This is a genomic window from Cysteiniphilum halobium, from assembly GCF_003574425.1.
Taxonomy (GTDB): Bacteria; Pseudomonadota; Gammaproteobacteria; order Francisellales; family Francisellaceae; genus Caedibacter; species Caedibacter halobius.
This window is the reverse complement of sequence record NZ_QLIU01000014.1, coordinates 35064-52203: the sequence shown is the minus strand read 5'-3', so window position 1 is coordinate 52203 and position 17140 is coordinate 35064. Positions and strand designations below refer to the sequence as shown.

Annotated in this window: 12 protein-coding genes and 1 pseudogene; 11 read left to right on the top strand and 2 right to left on the bottom strand. The window is 36.8% G+C overall.

The window, feature by feature from the left end; genetic code table 11:
* Positions 1–61: 61 nt before the first annotated feature.
* From DNK85_RS03370 to DNK85_RS03360, 3 genes are all read left to right on the top strand, one after another.
* Entirely contained in the window at positions 62–1129 is a 1068-nt protein-coding gene (locus DNK85_RS03370) for a 3-deoxy-7-phosphoheptulonate synthase (protein WP_328587289.1), read from the top strand.
* A 165-nt stretch (positions 1130–1294) separates the two neighbouring features.
* Positions 1295–2809 carry a UDP-N-acetylmuramoyl-L-alanyl-D-glutamate--2,6-diaminopimelate ligase gene (locus tag DNK85_RS03365; RefSeq protein ID WP_162896499.1) on the top strand — a complete coding sequence of 505 codons (1515 nt, stop codon included), beginning with the start codon at positions 1295–1297 and terminating at the stop codon, positions 2807–2809.
* On the top strand, positions 2802–4178 hold the full coding sequence (locus tag DNK85_RS03360) for a UDP-N-acetylmuramoyl-tripeptide--D-alanyl-D-alanine ligase (RefSeq protein WP_162896498.1): 1377 nt from the start codon (positions 2802–2804) through the stop codon (positions 4176–4178). The genes DNK85_RS03365 and DNK85_RS03360 overlap by 8 nt, the downstream gene beginning before the upstream one ends.
* An 85-nt stretch (positions 4179–4263) precedes the next feature.
* On the opposite strand, the gene DNK85_RS03355 is transcribed toward DNK85_RS03360, so the two are convergent.
* Positions 4264–5163 (bottom strand): LysR family transcriptional regulator, encoded by a 900-nt coding sequence (locus DNK85_RS03355; RefSeq protein WP_119328169.1) that lies wholly within the window; start codon positions 5161–5163, stop codon positions 4264–4266.
* A gap of 177 nt (positions 5164–5340) precedes the next feature.
* On the opposite strand from DNK85_RS03355, the gene DNK85_RS03350 reads away from it, so the two are divergent.
* Both DNK85_RS03350 and DNK85_RS03345 read left to right on the top strand, forming a co-directional pair.
* Entirely contained in the window at positions 5341–7524 is a 2184-nt protein-coding gene (locus tag DNK85_RS03350; RefSeq protein WP_119328168.1) for a proton-conducting transporter transmembrane domain-containing protein, read from the top strand.
* Positions 7525–7536: 12 nt separating this feature from the next.
* Positions 7537–9693 (top strand): putative inorganic carbon transporter subunit DabA, encoded by a 2157-nt coding sequence (locus DNK85_RS03345; protein WP_162896497.1) that lies wholly within the window; start codon positions 7537–7539, stop codon positions 9691–9693.
* Positions 9694–9776: 83 nt separating this feature from the next.
* Here DNK85_RS03345 and DNK85_RS03340 read toward each other — a convergent pair whose 3' ends face one another.
* The gene (locus DNK85_RS03340; RefSeq protein WP_162896496.1) at positions 9777–10163 is read right to left on the bottom strand and encodes an RpnC/YadD family protein; all 387 of its coding nucleotides are present in this window, start codon (positions 10161–10163) and stop codon (positions 9777–9779) included.
* 461 nt (positions 10164–10624) lie between these two features.
* Between DNK85_RS03340 and DNK85_RS12380 the strand changes: the two are divergent.
* From DNK85_RS12380 to DNK85_RS03310, 6 genes and pseudogenes are all read left to right on the top strand, one after another.
* Positions 10625–10732: pseudogene (locus DNK85_RS12380) on the top strand (hypothetical protein); the annotation flags it as partial.
* Positions 10733–10951: 219 nt separating this feature from the next.
* Positions 10952–11491: a fimbrial protein gene (locus DNK85_RS03330; RefSeq protein WP_119328164.1), complete on the top strand. Its 540-nt coding sequence runs from the start codon at positions 10952–10954 to the stop codon at positions 11489–11491.
* Positions 11492–11616: 125 nt separating this feature from the next.
* Positions 11617–14064 carry a fimbria/pilus outer membrane usher protein gene (locus DNK85_RS03325; RefSeq protein ID WP_119328163.1) on the top strand — a complete coding sequence of 816 codons (2448 nt, stop codon included), beginning with the start codon at positions 11617–11619 and terminating at the stop codon, positions 14062–14064.
* A gap of 31 nt (positions 14065–14095) precedes the next feature.
* Complete coding sequence (locus DNK85_RS03320) at positions 14096–14728, top strand: type 1 fimbrial protein (RefSeq protein ID WP_119328162.1); 633 nt, start codon at positions 14096–14098, stop codon at positions 14726–14728.
* Between the two features lie 238 nt (positions 14729–14966).
* On the top strand, positions 14967–15806 hold the full coding sequence (locus DNK85_RS03315) for a fimbrial biogenesis chaperone (protein ID WP_119328161.1): 840 nt from the start codon (positions 14967–14969) through the stop codon (positions 15804–15806).
* On the top strand, positions 15793–17133 hold the full coding sequence (locus DNK85_RS03310) for a hypothetical protein (RefSeq protein ID WP_119328160.1): 1341 nt from the start codon (positions 15793–15795) through the stop codon (positions 17131–17133). The genes DNK85_RS03315 and DNK85_RS03310 overlap by 14 nt, the downstream gene beginning before the upstream one ends.
* Positions 17134–17140: the final 7 nt, after the last annotated feature.

Below are 17140 nucleotides of genomic sequence, written 5' to 3'. Positions count from 1 at the left end.
ATAGTGGATAAAATTGTAAAAAACAAGAAAATAAAAAACAGTATAAACTGGAGTAGAGAGCGTGATAGAGATACACGATAAAACAGATAACACCCGTATCAAAGACAAACGTACCTTAGTGCCATCTGGGGTTATTCATGAAGAGCAACCGATTACCAAAGAAGCAATTGCAACAGTGCTTGCTGCGCGTAAAGCGGTATCAAATGTGCTGCAAAACAAAGATGATCGTATGGTTGTTATCGTTGGTCCTTGTTCGGTGCATGATATAAAAGCCGCTAGAGAATATGCAGGCTTGTTGTTAAAAGAAGCGAAAAAACATGCAGGTGAGCTTGTTGTGATCATGCGTGTCTATTTTGAAAAACCAAGAACAACTGTTGGTTGGAAGGGCTTGATTAATGATCCTGATTTAGATAATAGCTTTAAAATTAACAAGGGCCTACGTATGGCACGTCAGTTGTTATTGGATATCTCAGATATAGGGCTCCCATGCGCGACAGAGTTTTTAGATGTTATCAGTCCGCAGTATATTTCAGATCTGATTGCGTGGGGTGCCATTGGTGCACGCACCACTGAGAGTCAAGTGCATCGCGAGTTGGCTTCAGGCTTATCCTGCCCAATAGGCTTTAAAAATGGTACAAAAGGCAGTATTGGTATTGCTGTTGACGCGGTAAGGGCTGCAAAATCAAAACATCATTTCTTAGGTGTCACCAAGCAAGGTACAACAGCAATTTTTGAAACAACAGGTAATACAGATGCGCATATTATCTTGCGTGGTGGTAATGATGGACCAAATTATGCCAAAGAGTATGTTGATCAAACAGCAACAGCATTAAAAGAGCATCATTTACCACATAAGGTAATGATTGATTGTAGTCATGGTAACAGTAGCAAAGATTACAAGAAACAATCTTTGGTGATAGATGACATCTGTCAGCAATATAAAGCAGGTAGTCAGAATATTCTTGGGGTAATGATCGAGAGTAACTTAAAAGAAGGAAATCAATCGATTTTTGTAACACCTTTAGAGTATGGCAAAAGCATTACGGATGCTTGTGTTGGATGGGATGAAACGGTTGAGATGCTTGATAAATTAGCCTCTGCTGTTAAAGAAAAGCGCCAAGTGAAATAAACTAATGCCTAAGACTAAACATTCACCCACAAGTGCTCACCGTACCCTGAGCGTAAGTCGAAGGGTAATGCACTCTCATAGAGGCTTCGACTTACGCTCAGCCAGCGCTTATACAATCAAAGTGGGTAGAAATATGGTCATGGCCAAGCTAATCAATCAATAATCGTGAAAACTATTGCACAAATCAGAGCCTTCTTAACTGAAATTAATGCATTAAAATCACGATCTTATCAAACGACATCTTTTGATAAAAACGCTTACTTTTTGATTGAAAACCTATATCAAGATCATCGTTTAGTCACAAAAAATGATGGCTTTATTGCACTTAAAGGTCAGGTGCATAATGGGCATCAGTATGTCAGTGACCTCTTAACTCAGGGTGTGAAATTGATCTTGGTGGAGGATATAAATTTAATCAATCCACACGATTTGCCTTTTGTCATAGAAATTCGTTACATGAAATCAATTTTATCGGACTTAGCAAGTTGGTTTTATGACTATCCATCCATGCACCAAGATATCTTTGCGGTGACGGGTACCAATGGTAAAAGCTCAATTTGTCATTTTCTGGCGCAAAGTTTATCAACACTCAATTACAAAGTGGGTGTGTTAGGAACCATTGGCAATGGCGTATTCCCAAAACTTGAAGATTCAACTTTAACGACATTAGATAATTTAAGTTTGCAACGGATGCTTAAAGACTTCTATGATAAAGATGCTAATACAATTGCCATGGAAGCGTCATCACATGCTATCAGCCAGCAGCGTATTCTCAATGTAAATATCCAAACAGCGATTTTTAGTAATCTTGATGTTGATCATTTAGATTATCACCAAACGATGGAGGCGTATTTCCACGCAAAACGCCAATTATTTATGTTGGCAAGTGTCAAGAAGTGCGTGATTAATATCGATAATGGCTATGGTAGACGTTTGTATGATGAACTGGTTAAAGATAAAAGCAAGAAGACGTTTAGCTTTAGCCTTGTTCATAGGAAAGCGGATTGCTATATACCGATAAAATCTATATCTCCACAAGGTTTTGTTGTTGATATCTTTTCCAAAGATAATAAGGCATTAGATATTACGATACCCATTATTGGTGAATACAATGTTGGTAATATTGCCGCGGTATTTTGTGCTTTATTAGTCAATGGTTATTCATTTGCTGATTTGCTGTCAACTTTAAGTTATTTGCAGAACCCCAAAGGACGGCTTGAGAAGCTTGCACTAGGTGGTAAGCCTTTGGTAGTGATTGATTATGCACATACCGCAGATGCTTTAGCCAACGCCTTACAAGCTGTGCGTGTGCAGACAAAGGGGGCGCTTTATTGCGTATTTGGTTGTGGTGGAGCGCGTGAGCATAGTAAGCGTCCAATGATGGCAAAAGTGGCTCAAGAAATAGCTGATTTTGTGATTGTAACAGAAGATAATAGTCGCACGGATGATATTAAAGATATTGTTAAAGATATTTTATCAGGGTTTGATGAGGGATTTAGGGCGTTTATAGTGATTCAAGAGCGCAAACAGGCAATAGAATATGCATTAAGCAAAGCAAATGCGGATGATGTTATCTTGCTTGCCGGTAAAGGGCATGAAACCTATTTAGATAAAAACCATCAAAAAATACATTTTGATGAGCGTGAAGTGGTATTGGATTTTTGGAGAAAAAATGATTGAATCATTAAAATCATTGGCTTTACAGCTAAATGGATGTAAATACATTGGACAAGATGTTGCGATTACCGGCGCGCATATTAATTCTAAAGAGATTAGCCAAAGCCAGTTATTTGTCGCATTGCAAGGTGAGCGTGATGGACATGATTATATTCATGATGCATTAAAAAATGGTGCAGTTGCAGTTTTGGTGACACAACAACAAGCTGATTTTGATGTGCCACAAATTATTGTCAAAGACACGCGTCAATCGCTGTTTGATCTAGCCCTTTTATATCGCAAAACACTAAATATGCCGGTGTTATCAATAACCGGTAGTTGTGGCAAAACAACAGTCAAAGAAATGCTGGTATGTATGCTCAAAGCATTTGGCAAAGTGCATTACAGTCAGGGCAATTTCAATAATGATTTAGGCGTACCAATGACTGTGCTCTCCACCCCGCAAGATGCTGATTTTGTGGTGATTGAAGCCGGCACCAATGCCCCAGGTGAAATCCCCTATTTAACACAGTTAATCAAGCCAGATTATGCAGGTATTACCAATGTGTCAGCCTCGCACTTAGAAAAGCTGAAATCTCTTGATGGTGTAATGGTTGAAAAAGGTGCCTTACTTCAGGGCATAAAAGGTCAAGGTAAAGCAATTATTAACTTGGATGATCCAAGAATCAATGCCTTTGCTACAGGTTTAGCGATCGATAAAGTTACTTTCTCAATGCACAATACCAATGCAGATATTTATTTGTGTGATCAAACAGAGTCAATAACAGCACTAAGCTTTACATTAAGTGTTGCGAGAAAGCCTTATCAGGCATACTTAGATCTCGTTGGTGTACATAATATTCAAAATACATTAACAGCACTTGCTTTTATCCATGCATTGCAATTGGATATTACCTTAGCACTTAAATCATTAGCAAGTTATCAACCGTATAAAGGACGCTTCTCTTTAGCTTATTTAAATGACTATGTAACGATAATTGATGATACCTATAATGCCAGTGTTGAATCTGTTAAAGCGGCAATTAACGATTTAGCCAAATTCAAGGGTGATAAATATCTTGTGCTAAGTAATATGGGCGAGCTTGGCGAGTATGCGGGGCATTATCATCAAGAGATTGGTCACCTGATTGAACAATCACGCATCGATTATGTCTATTTATATGGCAATGAAGTGTGGATGACTCTGCTTGCTAAAGCGGCGGGAAATCATGCGCGATACTTTGAGAAAAAAAGTGGGTTAATTGAGGCGTTACTTGTAGATCTAAATAAAAACCAAAGCACATGGTCTCGCATTTTAGTTAAGGGTTCACGTGCTAATAAGATGGAGGAAGTCGTGGGTGCATTGAAAAAATATTATGCGAAAATGACGTAATCAAAAGCATCAAAAACTTCTTCGGCACCGAACACCGCAAAATGATTTACGAGCGGTATATTCCTCTTTAATCCGTTGATTTTGATTATCCATCGTAGTGATGATTTCTGGAAAATTCATAGAATAATTCAACTAATTTTGTATGCTTTTGCCTATTATTGGTAACAATATACCAGGGGTGATCTACAGGGAAATCTACAACATCAAATATTTGTATTAATTTATTCTCAAGCTCTAATTTGATACTTTCATAAGAGATCATACTGATCCCCATGTTTGCCATGATCAGTCGTTTTATTGATTCATTATTACCAATTTCCATAAAAATATTTGCCGTCATTTTATGATCTTTGAATAGTTTATCCATCATCATTTTGGTTCCTGAACCTTGCTCTCTAATAATCCATTTTTCATCTGAGAGTGCGTTAAGCTTCAGTGGTGGTTTGCTGTTTTGTTTAGATGTAAATTCAGGAGATGCTGCAATCACGAGTTGATCGTTGTAGAAGAATTCCTTGGAGATAAACGCATGAGAGGGTGGTTGACTCATAATGAAAAAGTCACAGGCATTACTATTAATCAATCTGATAATTTCCTGACGATTGCCAACGATAAGTTTGACCTTGACATCTGGATAATGCTCGCAAAAGGCACCAAGCATTTTAGGGAAAAAGTATTTAGCAGTAGAGACAATAGCTACTGAGATTTCACCAGAGATTCCCTCTTTGATACCAGAGATATCAATTTCCATATCCTGTATAATAGTCTCAACTTTTTGTGCTGCATCAACAATCCGCTGACCAATATCCGTCATCTGTATCTTTCGGTCGATTTTTTTTATAATTTTATCACCGTAAATAGCTTCTACCTGTTTGATAATATTTGAAACTGCCGGTTGTGTGATATGCAGTTCCACAGCTGTTTTGGTGATAGATTGATTGCTGGCTATCTTTTTGATAACGTTGAGTTGATGGAGTGTTATGCGCATAACATCATTTTAAAGTGATTTTGCTAATAATAAATATAAATTTTACATGATTAGCTAACTGAATTAAAGTATTGAAAGTTTTAATTGCTATGGAATAAGAAGTTTGTTTTATTTGATCATTATGCGCTGTGATAATCAATTATTGGATCAGTTACCAGAGCAAGGAACTTATGCATTATGATATTATTATTTTTTTTATTGTTAGTATTAGCTGCTGTTGGCCCGGTTTTATGTGATTCCTTTTATAAAAAATCTTATTTACTTACTTATTTGATTTTTGCAGTATTGATAGGGTTAAGTTTATATTTACTTCTTTTTGATGATCATACGCATCATTTCAGCTATGCCGTGATCGCTTATAAAACGATAAGTGTGGTCTTTTTTATTGGTTTAGATCACCTTGCTAAGGTTTTGTTGCTATTTGTATTAACGATAGGATTTCTCATTTATTGCTATGCCAATAATTATCTATCAAGTGATCAGACGCGTTTGCGATTTCTATTACAGTTGATTTCTGTCATTAGTAGTGTTTGTCTGTTAGTTGTTGCCCAAAATTTATTCACAGCTTTCGTTGCGTGGCAATTTATTGGTATTACACTTTATATTATTCTTAATCACTATCACTATGACATCTATGCCAACAAAGCTGCAAAGAAGAAGTTTGTCATTAACCGTATTGGTGACTGTAGCTTTATTATGGCGATTGTGATTAGTTACTGTTGGAACATGCCAGCAAGCTTTGATAGCTTGGTTTCAAACACACATTCATGGATTATTGCAACACTGCTATGTGTAAGTGTTTTGACTAAATGTGCTCAATTTCCTTTTCATATCTGGCTGATTGACACGATGGAAACACCAACGCCTGTATCGGCATTAATGCATGCTGGTGTTATCAATGCAGGTGCTATATTGCTAGCTAGAGTAGGCCACATTTTAATAAATGAAATAGTGGTTTTGATTATTGTCTTTTGTTTGAGCCTTATGAGTATCGTTCTAAGTGCTATTTGGGGATACTACCAAACAGACATCAAGAAAAAACTTGCCTATTCAACAATGGGACAAATGGGCTACATGCTGGCTCAATGTTCATTAGGCGCGTTTCCTGCAGCTATTTTTCATTTTATAGCGCATGGCTTTTATAAAGCCTATTTGTTTTTAAGTGCCGGTGAAATTAATCAAAGGAATCAATCTAATGGATTGGTAAAAGCTGATAGCATTTACCAATTTTCTAAGTATTTATGCTATACAGTCTTGTTATTTATCATAAGTTATTGGTTGATGTCTCAGGTTGGTTTAAGTCTTCCTGTGTTTATTGAAGGTTTTATTTTCATTACATTATTAAGTATCTCTCGTGCGATTGTTTTGCATATTGGTGTATTTTACCAGCGCTTGATAGCTTGCATTGCTGTATTAGTAATGGTTTTGATTTATCTGATGCTTTTGAGTGCATTTACACACTTTCTACAAGCGTATGAATTTACAACGACTATTAGTGTGTGGATTCAGGTAGTGATTATTATTGGTTTTGTGGTCATGCAGTGCTTACTTTGGCTTAAGCCTCAACTGATAGAGGCAATCAAAACAAGAGATATGACTGAGCAATATTGGCGCGTGTGTATACTTAATCCATTTAGATGGATGGGTAGTTTTTTAAATCATATGCTATCTAGGCACAGTGCTTATCTGAAAATCAAGGTAACAGGCATTTGTTATATTGTGCTGTTTGTTTTAGTACTTAATTATTTTTCGATTACAGGTGCAAATACATGGTTAAGTATGGCGCTTTTCCTGCCAATTATCTTAATACTTATTGCCTCTAATCGCAGCTTTTCACTAAAGCAATTTGTGATTTATCTGACGTTGTTTGAAGGCTTTTTTATTTGCTTTGTCATTTATTTTGGCAATGTAGAGATGACAAAAATCGGTGTATTTCATATGATCAACATTACGCTAACAATTTTGATGTTGTTTAGCTTGATCTTATCAAATAATAAATCACCTAAAACGGATTTGTCTGAGCTTGAATCTAACAAGTTGCCATCACGATTTTTCTATCTTATTTTTGCATTGTTAATGCTTGTTGGCATCCCGGGAACATCAAGCTTTGTTTCAGAGTTTATGATACTTAATATCATGTTCTCGGAAGGCTATTATATAGCATGTATTTTAGTTTTAAGTATAATTGTTCTGCTTTCCATTACGATTATGCATGCGATACAGCTATATGTTTTTAATTTGAATTATACAGAATTTCACTATGCCAAAGTGCGTGTATACCAGCATATATTTTTTATTGCTGTAGTCTTGATAAATATATTCTCAGGTATCGCACCAAATATTTTGATTCAACACATATAGAAGTAGATGGTTATGATCATAAAATCCCAAATAGAAACGGCTAAAAAAATACTGGCAACGAATTGGCCACTGCAATCTTTTATAGCAACAAACCCATTATGGATGCATAGAAATGAATGTTTTTTTGATCTTATGCAACAACTTAATATCACTATGGTCATGGACATCAACTTTTATCAGCATGAATATCAAAGTGGGAATATTGATTTTGAACATATTGAAAAGGCTTATCAAAAGGTGATGCAACAATCGCTTAGTCAGCATGAGTTACATGTTTGGATTAATCATTCATTTGAACAAAATTATACACAGTCATCTCAAAAGAATAGCGCTATTTTATATTGTGATCAAATCGATGAATATGCTTATCAAGCGCCAAAACAGTGGATAAAGGATAAATTTTTTCATTTACTTAAGAACTACTATGCACAAAAAAAACAGCACAAGAGCTTAGTTGACTATGCGTTAGCTACGAGTGTTGACTTTGATCAATCAAAGGGTGATATCAAGACAATTGAATACTATTTATCATCGATAGGGATTGCTAAAGAAGTTATTCTTGATTACTTTAGAGCTATTTTTTTGGAGCTATATGGTTGGGCTAGTTTTATTAACTGGGAGCTAAGTCACCCTAATAATCCTTGGGTTGCAACTAAGGCGACATTAGAAGATATCATTAGGCTATGGCTACATTGTGAAAACATTATCTATCAAAAAAAGCAACAACCCTACCATCTTTCCACAGCAGAAAATGCCCAACAAATAAATTGGCAATTCTTATATATATGGCAGTGCGCCTATGAGCAAGGTTATATTGACAACCTATATCAGCAACTATTGGCACAACAGCCAGTAATGGCGCAAAAATCACCAGTTAAAGCGCAATTGATTTTTTGTATTGATACAAGATCCGAAGGTATACGAAGGCAGTTAGAAGCTATTGATCATTATGAAACTTATGGTTGTGCAGGTTTTTTTGGTACGTTTTTTCAGTTGCATAATGAGGATAAAATATCTTATCAAGCACCAGCATTGATCGAAAATCCTGATAAAAAAATAACCGCGACTTATGAAAAAGTACATTGGTCAAAAAAGGCAAACCAGCAGTTGCAAGCCGGTGGCAAAAATAACTTATTTTCGCCGTTTGCATTTTTTGAAATGATTGGATTTTGGAAGTTATTAAACCTGACCAAAAATACCTTCTTTACCCGTTTGATAAGAAAAGAGTCTATGGCCTGCAAGCTACATATTGCAAAAGATCAACATTACACGCAAAGTGAGCAAATACAAGCAGCATATGCGTTTTTAACATCCATTGGTTTGACGGATTACTTTGCAGCTACAGTTATCATTGTTGGGCATGAATCAAATAATACAAACAACCCCTATCAATCATCCTTAGATTGTGGTGCTTGTGGTGGTAATTCAGGTACGCCAAATGCCATACTCATGTGCCAGATCCTTAATGATTCTGTGATTAGAAAAGCATTGACTTTACAAGGTATTCAGATAGGTCAAAAAACTGTATTTATTGCAGCATGTCATCATACGACGAATGATCGCATTGAGCTGATGTCTAATATTGATGATACTAAACTACAACAGGATTTGATTTTAGCATGTGATCGATTAAAGAGCGAAAAATCATTGCAATTGCCTGGGTTTAAATCCTTAGAGCATAGAGAGTTGGATTGGTCTGAGCTTATCCCTGAGCTAGGGCTTGCAAATAATGCTGCGTTTGTTATAGGCAGGCGTGATTTAACAAAAAAAATTAATTTAAATAGAAGGGTGTTTTTACACTCATATGATGCCGCAAAAGATAAAGATGGTGTTATTCTCAGTGCGATATTATCAGGCCCTGGTGTTGTTACGCATTGGATTAATGCGCAATATTATTTCTCAACCGTTAACCCCAAACAATTTGGTGCTGGCAACAAGGCAGTTCATAATGTCATTCCTGATATTGGTGTGATTGAAGGCAATTTGAGTGATTTAAAGTTTGGTTTACCACAACAAAGTATTTATTACCAGAATAGATTACTGCATGAACCCAGAAGATTATTGGTTATTGTTGATGCCCCACAGCAGCTCTTAGACATTGCACTAGAGAGCTCCCCTGATTTTAAAGCGTTGGTTGATAATGGTTGGATCTATCTAAAACGTATTTAATGACGTTAATACTTGCCTATATATGCGAGTTCATTGTTGAAACTCTAAACTTCAGAAATATGTAATATTTCTAACCCTAAAACTTAATGCTTACTGCCGTTTACCTCGTCCGCTAGGGCTGTTACTTCCTCAATTGATAAATTGGTACACTCAACTACTAATTGAGCGTTTAAACCCCTTAAAAGCATATTGCGTGCCGTTGCTAGGGCTTTTTTATGTTCGCCTAGCTTTTCGCCCTCGGCTTTACCTAAGACGATACCTTGCTGTACGCCTTGCTGTCTTAATTGTTCGGCTGCTGTCATAACAAAAACCTCGTCATCGGTTAATTTCTCTTTGTATTCTTTTATTAAGGCACTTGGTGACGTTTCCCACGTTCTTAACGCATACATAAACCAGTCACGCCTTAACTCAATTTTAGTGCATTTCTCTATGCCTTGCATTAAGTTTTTGATTGCTTCTTCTTCAACCACATCATCAAAGCTATGTTTTAATGTAATTTCTAAGCCTGATATTTCACCATGCGCTAATAATTCCTCATCGGTTGACTGCCTATAATCTATTAAGATCGGCTTTAAAAAATATTGCTCGGCAAGCTCCCTATGCTTGGCACACCAGACTTTATAGTCATTCTAATAAATACCATATATCTTTAACCTATATCAGTAATAGGTTATCAAGGTCACGGTTGATCGGTTATATATTGGAATGACTATAACATCAAAAGCAATAATTTTTGCTTCAAGGTTTAGCTAAAATATTCCCACGCCTAAATATGATGCGTTTAAAATACCAGGTGATATACCTAATAATGATGCGCTATTTTAATGTACTTACTAGACACCAATGTGATTAGTTACCTGATCAATAGGAAACAACCTTACAGCGATAATTTAAAAATGAGATAGCTTAAAAAGCACATACCACTCAACTAGTTATTGCTCGTTTGGAGAGTGGGAGAGATACACGCATACCATCTTTAGAATTGCTGGCAAAAATTGCAAATGCAGTTAATAAAAAACTAGAATTTTCGTTCTTTTAAAAAGCGCTTATCATGACCAGTATCGCTAAATACGTGGGTCATTCTGTCAATGACATACAGATCTATTACGTCAAAGATAAAATATGGAAACAGTCGTTTCCTAATAGTTTGTTGCAATTAATGATGATTGATTAAATAATGACACTATAAAGACAGATTGGGGTTAATATGAATCGATATTAAGTCTGTCAAAAATTTCATATGACTATGGGGGTCGTTATGAACAAATGGGGTGTTGTGTTATTGATCGTGTTGCAATATGGCTATGCACAAGATAAGTACACAACGACGGTGATACAGTTTTCAGCGACAATCAAGCAGGCTTTCTGTCAGATTGATGTTGATTATGATCACAACAATGATAGCTCAGGATATCTTCATTTTGATGATTTTATGCGCTATAAACGTTATCAATATGGTGATATTATTGGTAACCAAATTAAAACTTTTGACATACGCTTGAAAAATTGTCCAGAGTATCTGGCGCACCAGATATCAACAGTGTTTGATTATGGTCGATCAAGAAATTTAGCTTATGTTGGCGATAATGCACATGCAGGTGTTGCACTAGAGATACTGGGTAAAAACAATCGAAAAGCCATAGGGGGGGAGCCGGTACTACCGTACCGCATCAAACACATAGGTGCGGCTGAAACAAGCCTCACCTACCGTGTTGCTGTCGTGGCAGATAGAGATGGGTATATTATGCCAGTGAATCATTTATATGCATCTGTCCCTTTTGAGGTAAGAAGTGTTTAGGTTTACTTGTTTTTAATCACCAATATTTACCGTAAATGATGTTTTGCTAGATTGATATCAGTGGATATCAAGCTGCGTGCTTCTTTTATTTTGCGGAAATTACTAGCGTAAAAAGGTCTTATGTCATGAAAGAGAAAATAATATATATTTGCATACTTTCTGCTTGTGTAGGCATAAGTGCGGCGAAAGGTAAAGACCTGGGTTTTGACACGAGTTTTTTCAATGACTTTTCAGCACAAGATGCCAAGATGCTCTCAGGCGAATTAGTGCCTGGCTTTCAGGTATTGAACTTTAGGCTTAATGATAAACCACTAGGACAATACAGTGTAAATGTCATACAAAAACCTAAAACAAAAGCGCTTTTAATTCAGTTAACGGGTGATATGATCAATAAAATGCATGCAAAACCAATATTATTAAAAGCGCTCAAACACGAAAAATACCAGTTAAGCAAAACAGATATTCAATATGTGAGCTATACCTACGATCATATGACGCAAACCATTAATATTTTGGTGCCACAATCTTATATTTATGATGTAAAATCAGGTGCGACGGCACCACCTGCATTATGGGAGTTTGGGATCTCAGGCGGTGTGATGAATTATAATATTGATAGCGCGTTTAATCATGATTTTGATAATGATAACGCCAGTGTTTTTGGCTCAGCCCAATTGCATTATAACCTAGGGCGTTGGCAGTTGTATTCCAATATGAGTGCAGGTACCAGTTATAATAAATCAAATGGTGTTGGCCAAACCCAAAATAGCGCGGATATTACCTATACATATGTGACAACGATTATTCCAAGTTGGCGTAGCCGCTTGATGCTCGGGTATAACAATATTCAGAGCAATATTTTTAGTGGTAATAGTTTTTATGGGGCGACACTGAATAATAATACGGCAATGTTGCCACAAGATGAGCAGCAATTTAAGCCTGTTGTCCAAGGTGTTGCAAGTACACCGATTACGATCGAGTTGTATCAAAATAACAAGCTGATTTATAAAACGCATTTAAATCCAGGACCTTATAAGATTAGTGACTATAATGCCGTTGCTGGTCTTGGTGATATTACTGAGATTGTCACAGATAATAGCGGTCACAAAACACAATCAACCATTCCATTTCAATACGTCTCAAGTGCGCTTTATCCAGGCGTTGTTATGTATGATGCCAATATCGGATTGATGCAATATCACACCAATATGGAGGCGGAGTTTTTAGAAGCTGAAGTACATTACGGCTTAAGCAACTATCTTTCACCTTATGTTGGTGTGTTTGTCAATCCTGATTATGTCGCAGAGGGTGTTGGTACTTCGATCAACTTAGGTCAGTATGGGGCATTAAATTTAGTCACCTCAGGTTCGATGCTAAACGCAAAAACAACACAGGGCACACGCAAGCTATACAGTGGTCTGCGCGCGCAAGTCAGTTATGATAAAAGTTTTGTCAATATGGGAAGTAGCTTTGATGTTGTTGGTTATTTTTATCAAACGCGTCATTATGTCGGTGTCGGACAAGCATTTTCGCAAAGCGCTTTTTCAGCAGATACTGATTCAGGACAGAAGAATAATTTTAGCATCAATATCTCACAAAGCCTATTTTGGGATATGTCGTTAAATGCCAATGTTTCATACAGCCAACAGTGGTCAAATGACAATGAGTTAACAGCAGACTTGAGCTTAAACCAGTCTTTTCAACTCTTTAACTACAGTATTTCTTATGATCAATCAAAAGTGCTCAATGGTGAAAATTCAGGGCAGTTAAATCGTAGCATCAGCTTTAATATCAGCTTTAATTTTGGGGAGCATGGTGGCAGTTTAAATAACAGTACAGGCTATGATATGGAGTCACAAGCACTCAACGACAATATCAGTTACGCGCTAAGTTCAGATTCAGGTAAGACATCTGCAAATATCGGCTATAGCTACACAAGACAATTGCAACAAGCAAACACGCAAAACAACAGTGTCAATATCGGCGTATCGCAGCAGACCAATTTTGCGAATATTGATGTTACTGGCAATATGCAGAGTTTACGTAATTATTCCGTATCCGCTAACATATCAGGAGGACTGGTTTACACGCGCTATACCGGTGTGCAATTTATGCAATATGCCAATGACACCTTTGCAGTGATTGATACCGATGGCGTATCCGGTGTGAATGTCGATGGTTTAACCGAAACCAATCATAATGGCTATGGCCTGTATAACAGTCTGATGCCTTATTACTACAACGATATTTTGTTAAGTGATACACAGCACCAAAATGGTGTGCTAGAGACACATGAAGCGTATGCTGTACCAGTGCAAGGCGCGATCTTATATCGCAAGTTCAAAGCAAAAGTAGGTCAGTCATTGTTTATTAAACTTAATCAGAGCAAACATGCCAATGTGGATAAACTCATCGATATGCGAACTGGGGAAATCGCTGAGCATGTTTATGGCAATTTATATTACTTCAATACCGTTAAAGAGGGCGATCATATGCAACTACAAACAACAACCAACAAGCTTGTTAACACTATCACGATAAGCAAGCTAGATCATAATGAAATAACCATTTAAAAATATAAAACAACGCAAGAGGAGAACTAAGATGAAAAAATATATAGCAATAATATCAACAGCCTTGGCAGTGTTAACGGCAAGCTCGATATATGCTGATACTGGTGATAATAGTGTAACGGTGACTTTTAAGGCTCAAGTAGTAAAAAGTACTTGCTCCATTACTGGGGGCAGTGGAAAGAACATAACCGAAAGTATGGGTAATTTATACCTATATAATGCAGATAATGTAAGCCCGGATGAAGCAGTTAGTTCTTCAGATATTGGGATGCAAACCCCATTGCAACCAATCACGGAAACTATAACGTGTGCTGATAGTACACCTCCAACTGTGAATTATGGTTCAAATACACCTAATTACGATACAAATCATCCAGAGATTTTGATACTAATGAATGGTACCGCTACTACACCATTAGGTATTCGCTTAGAAGATAAAAATGCAAGCACGAAAACTTATCTTGACTTTTCAAAATTAACGGGAAATCCAGGAGTAATTGCTACAAAAACAGCAGGGACAAAAGGGGGGCTACATATGTATGAAATAGATCTTAAACCAGAGTTAACATATACAACTGCAGCAACATCAGCTAGTATTAAGGCATTATGGGCTAGCGCACCTTCTATACAAGCTACAGCTACTCTTGGTTTGCAGTATCCATAAAGGGTAACTACCCTATAGTTAGTAATGATCATAATAAAATACATTTTGATATTTTTGAAAACTCCCAAAAATAAACAATCTAGGTTTGCTAAGCTTACAATCCAGTATGTCAGGAAGGAAAATGCTAAAACTGTATGATGCAAAGGTTAAATAAAAATGGCGAGCTTTTAGGATATTTGGATTATACTTGATCGAGCCTGAATGTAAAAAAGAGAAATAAAAGCAGTAAGGATAAGATATGTTGAGGTTTTTGAAAACAGCTAAATGGGTTGCTATTGCCAGCTTGTTTTTTTCGCAGTCGTTTGCCCACGTCACCCCTGTGCCAACACGGGTAATTTATCATCAAGGGGATAAATTTACAGCGGTCAATGTTCAGAACAATGATCCAAATAATGCCTATGGCTTGGAGAGTTGGGTAATTGCCAGTGACCCTAAAAATCCAGCGCAAACAGTCAAGGGCACAATAGATCATGATTTTTTGATTTCGCCAAAGTTCACAGTTGTTCCAGCGAAAAATGAACAGGTTGTACTGCATATTATCAAGCTTCCCAGTACGGACTTGCCGAAAGATCGTGAAAGCCTATTTTATCTCGAGTTTCAAGAAGCACCACCTAAGCTTGATCTGGCCGATAACAGCTCGAAAAAAGGGCATTTACAAAGTGGATTACAAATTGCGATTCATACACAGATCAAGATGATGTATCGCCCAAAAGATATTCCTGAGCTTAAGAATAGTGAGATTAACGGCAAAATCACATGGAAACACAAAGGTGATGACATTGTCTTTGATAATAGCAGCCCATACGTCATTAATTCGCTAGGGCTAACCGACCAAATTCCCGATCAAACAGGTCAAGATGATAGCAAATCGACAAAAGCAAAACCGATTGTCATGCAAAAAGCCCGGATTTTATTACCGTTTAAGAAAACAGTAGTCAAACTAACACCGGCAGAAAGAGATATATTCAATAAGTTATTAGCCAATAACAAGCCACTGTATTTAATTTATATTAATGATTATGGTGGGGAGGTTTATTTTCTTTTAAAGAAAGAAGGGGCGTCACATGAGGATTTATAGCTATGCTTTAAAATCAATATTATATTTTTTGAGCTTTATATTTATTATCTGCTGTAAACTAGCTGTTGCTGATTTGCCGACTGTAACGGTTGATGCTGGAAATTTGATTTTAAATCAACCAACAGTTGTAGTATCTGATGGCGTGCTAGACACAAGTAAAACTTCTGGTGTAAATTTTCCCTACGGTATGCAGTTATGTAAATCAGGCAATTATGTTGGGGCAAAGCCTCGTTACCGTGTGGCAGTATGCTTTTCTGATGGTGATGTGTCTTTTTTTCATTGTCCAATAGCAGGGTATGTACCTACTGCACTCCCAGGGGTGCAAGGGCAATATATGCCTGTGCCAGGTATTAAAAATTTATATTTTAATATCACCTTAAAAACTATTAGCGATGGTACTCTTAATTTAAGAGATAACGACAATGGTGTCGTTGCTCAGGGAGATTTTAATGTGTCTTCATATATCCCAAAAGGTGATTATAAAAATATTGTTAATCCAAGTGTGCTGACAGCGTATGCAAATGATTCTAGTAATCAGGTAGATAGTTACATACGGAAAGAGTATGGTGAATCTTGCGGGTCTACTACTCATAACGATTATAGTGTAGATAATGGTGCTTATTTATATATTACTGGTCAAAAAATAGGCTATAGAGTTACTGTTGTTGCAACTGACCCACTGACTCCAGGTGCATCAAGTACATCGACTCTAGGTATTACCTCAACAGTATATTTTAACACAAGTGGAGATAGTATAAGGCCAGTGGCTGAGTATGGTCAGAAATTGGTATTTAAAATCAAAGTACCACCAATTAGTTGCTCAATATCAGCAGCTCCTAATTTAAATACAAAGATTAGCGCAGATACCCTACAAAATATTTACAATGGGAAGCCTCAAGATTTATTTGGAACAACAAATATCATATTAAATTGCAAAAACACTTATAGTAAAACGGTTTCTAATAATGTCGCTGTTTATTTAAGTAAGGCAACAGGCCAGGTGGGTACAGATGGAAATTATGTGCCACTATTGTCAGATAGTTCAGATAATAGAATTACACAGAAGCCATTTGTTTATGCGGTTTATAATAGCAAAGGGGTTAAGCAAATTGCCCAGAGCACGCCGCCTACAACATTTACCAAGCATTTGCATTTATGTGATTTTAATCCACTTACCATTTCAGGCTCAGGTGAGGCACCAGTTCAGCAGTGTCCTTTTAGTATCTCATTACTTAAAAACCCGGCTGCAACAGAAGCAGATAAGGATGCTATAAAAAATATATCAACGATTAGTGGTACGCTTAATTTTAAGGTGGCTATTGAATAATACAGGG

Bases quoted from the DNA above. Each gene is read 5' to 3' on its own strand.
- DNK85_RS03330 (WP_119328164.1), top strand. From the start codon at position 10,952: ATGAACAAATGGGGTGTTGTGTTATTGATCGTGTTGCAATATGGCTAT.
- DNK85_RS03310 (WP_119328160.1), top strand. From the start codon at position 15,793: ATGAGGATTTATAGCTATGCTTTAAAATCAATATTATATTTTTTGAGC.
- DNK85_RS03325 (WP_119328163.1), top strand. From the start codon at position 11,617: ATGAAAGAGAAAATAATATATATTTGCATACTTTCTGCTTGTGTAGGC.
- DNK85_RS03320 (WP_119328162.1), top strand. From the start codon at position 14,096: ATGAAAAAATATATAGCAATAATATCAACAGCCTTGGCAGTGTTAACG.
- DNK85_RS03360 (WP_162896498.1), top strand. From the start codon at position 2,802: ATGATTGAATCATTAAAATCATTGGCTTTACAGCTAAATGGATGTAAA.
- DNK85_RS03315 (WP_119328161.1), top strand. From the start codon at position 14,967: ATGTTGAGGTTTTTGAAAACAGCTAAATGGGTTGCTATTGCCAGCTTG.
- DNK85_RS03345 (WP_162896497.1), top strand. From the start codon at position 7,537: ATGATCATAAAATCCCAAATAGAAACGGCTAAAAAAATACTGGCAACG.
- DNK85_RS03355 (WP_119328169.1), bottom strand. From the start codon at position 5,163: ATGCGCATAACACTCCATCAACTCAACGTTATCAAAAAGATAGCCAGC.
- DNK85_RS03350 (WP_119328168.1), top strand. From the start codon at position 5,341: ATGATATTATTATTTTTTTTATTGTTAGTATTAGCTGCTGTTGGCCCG.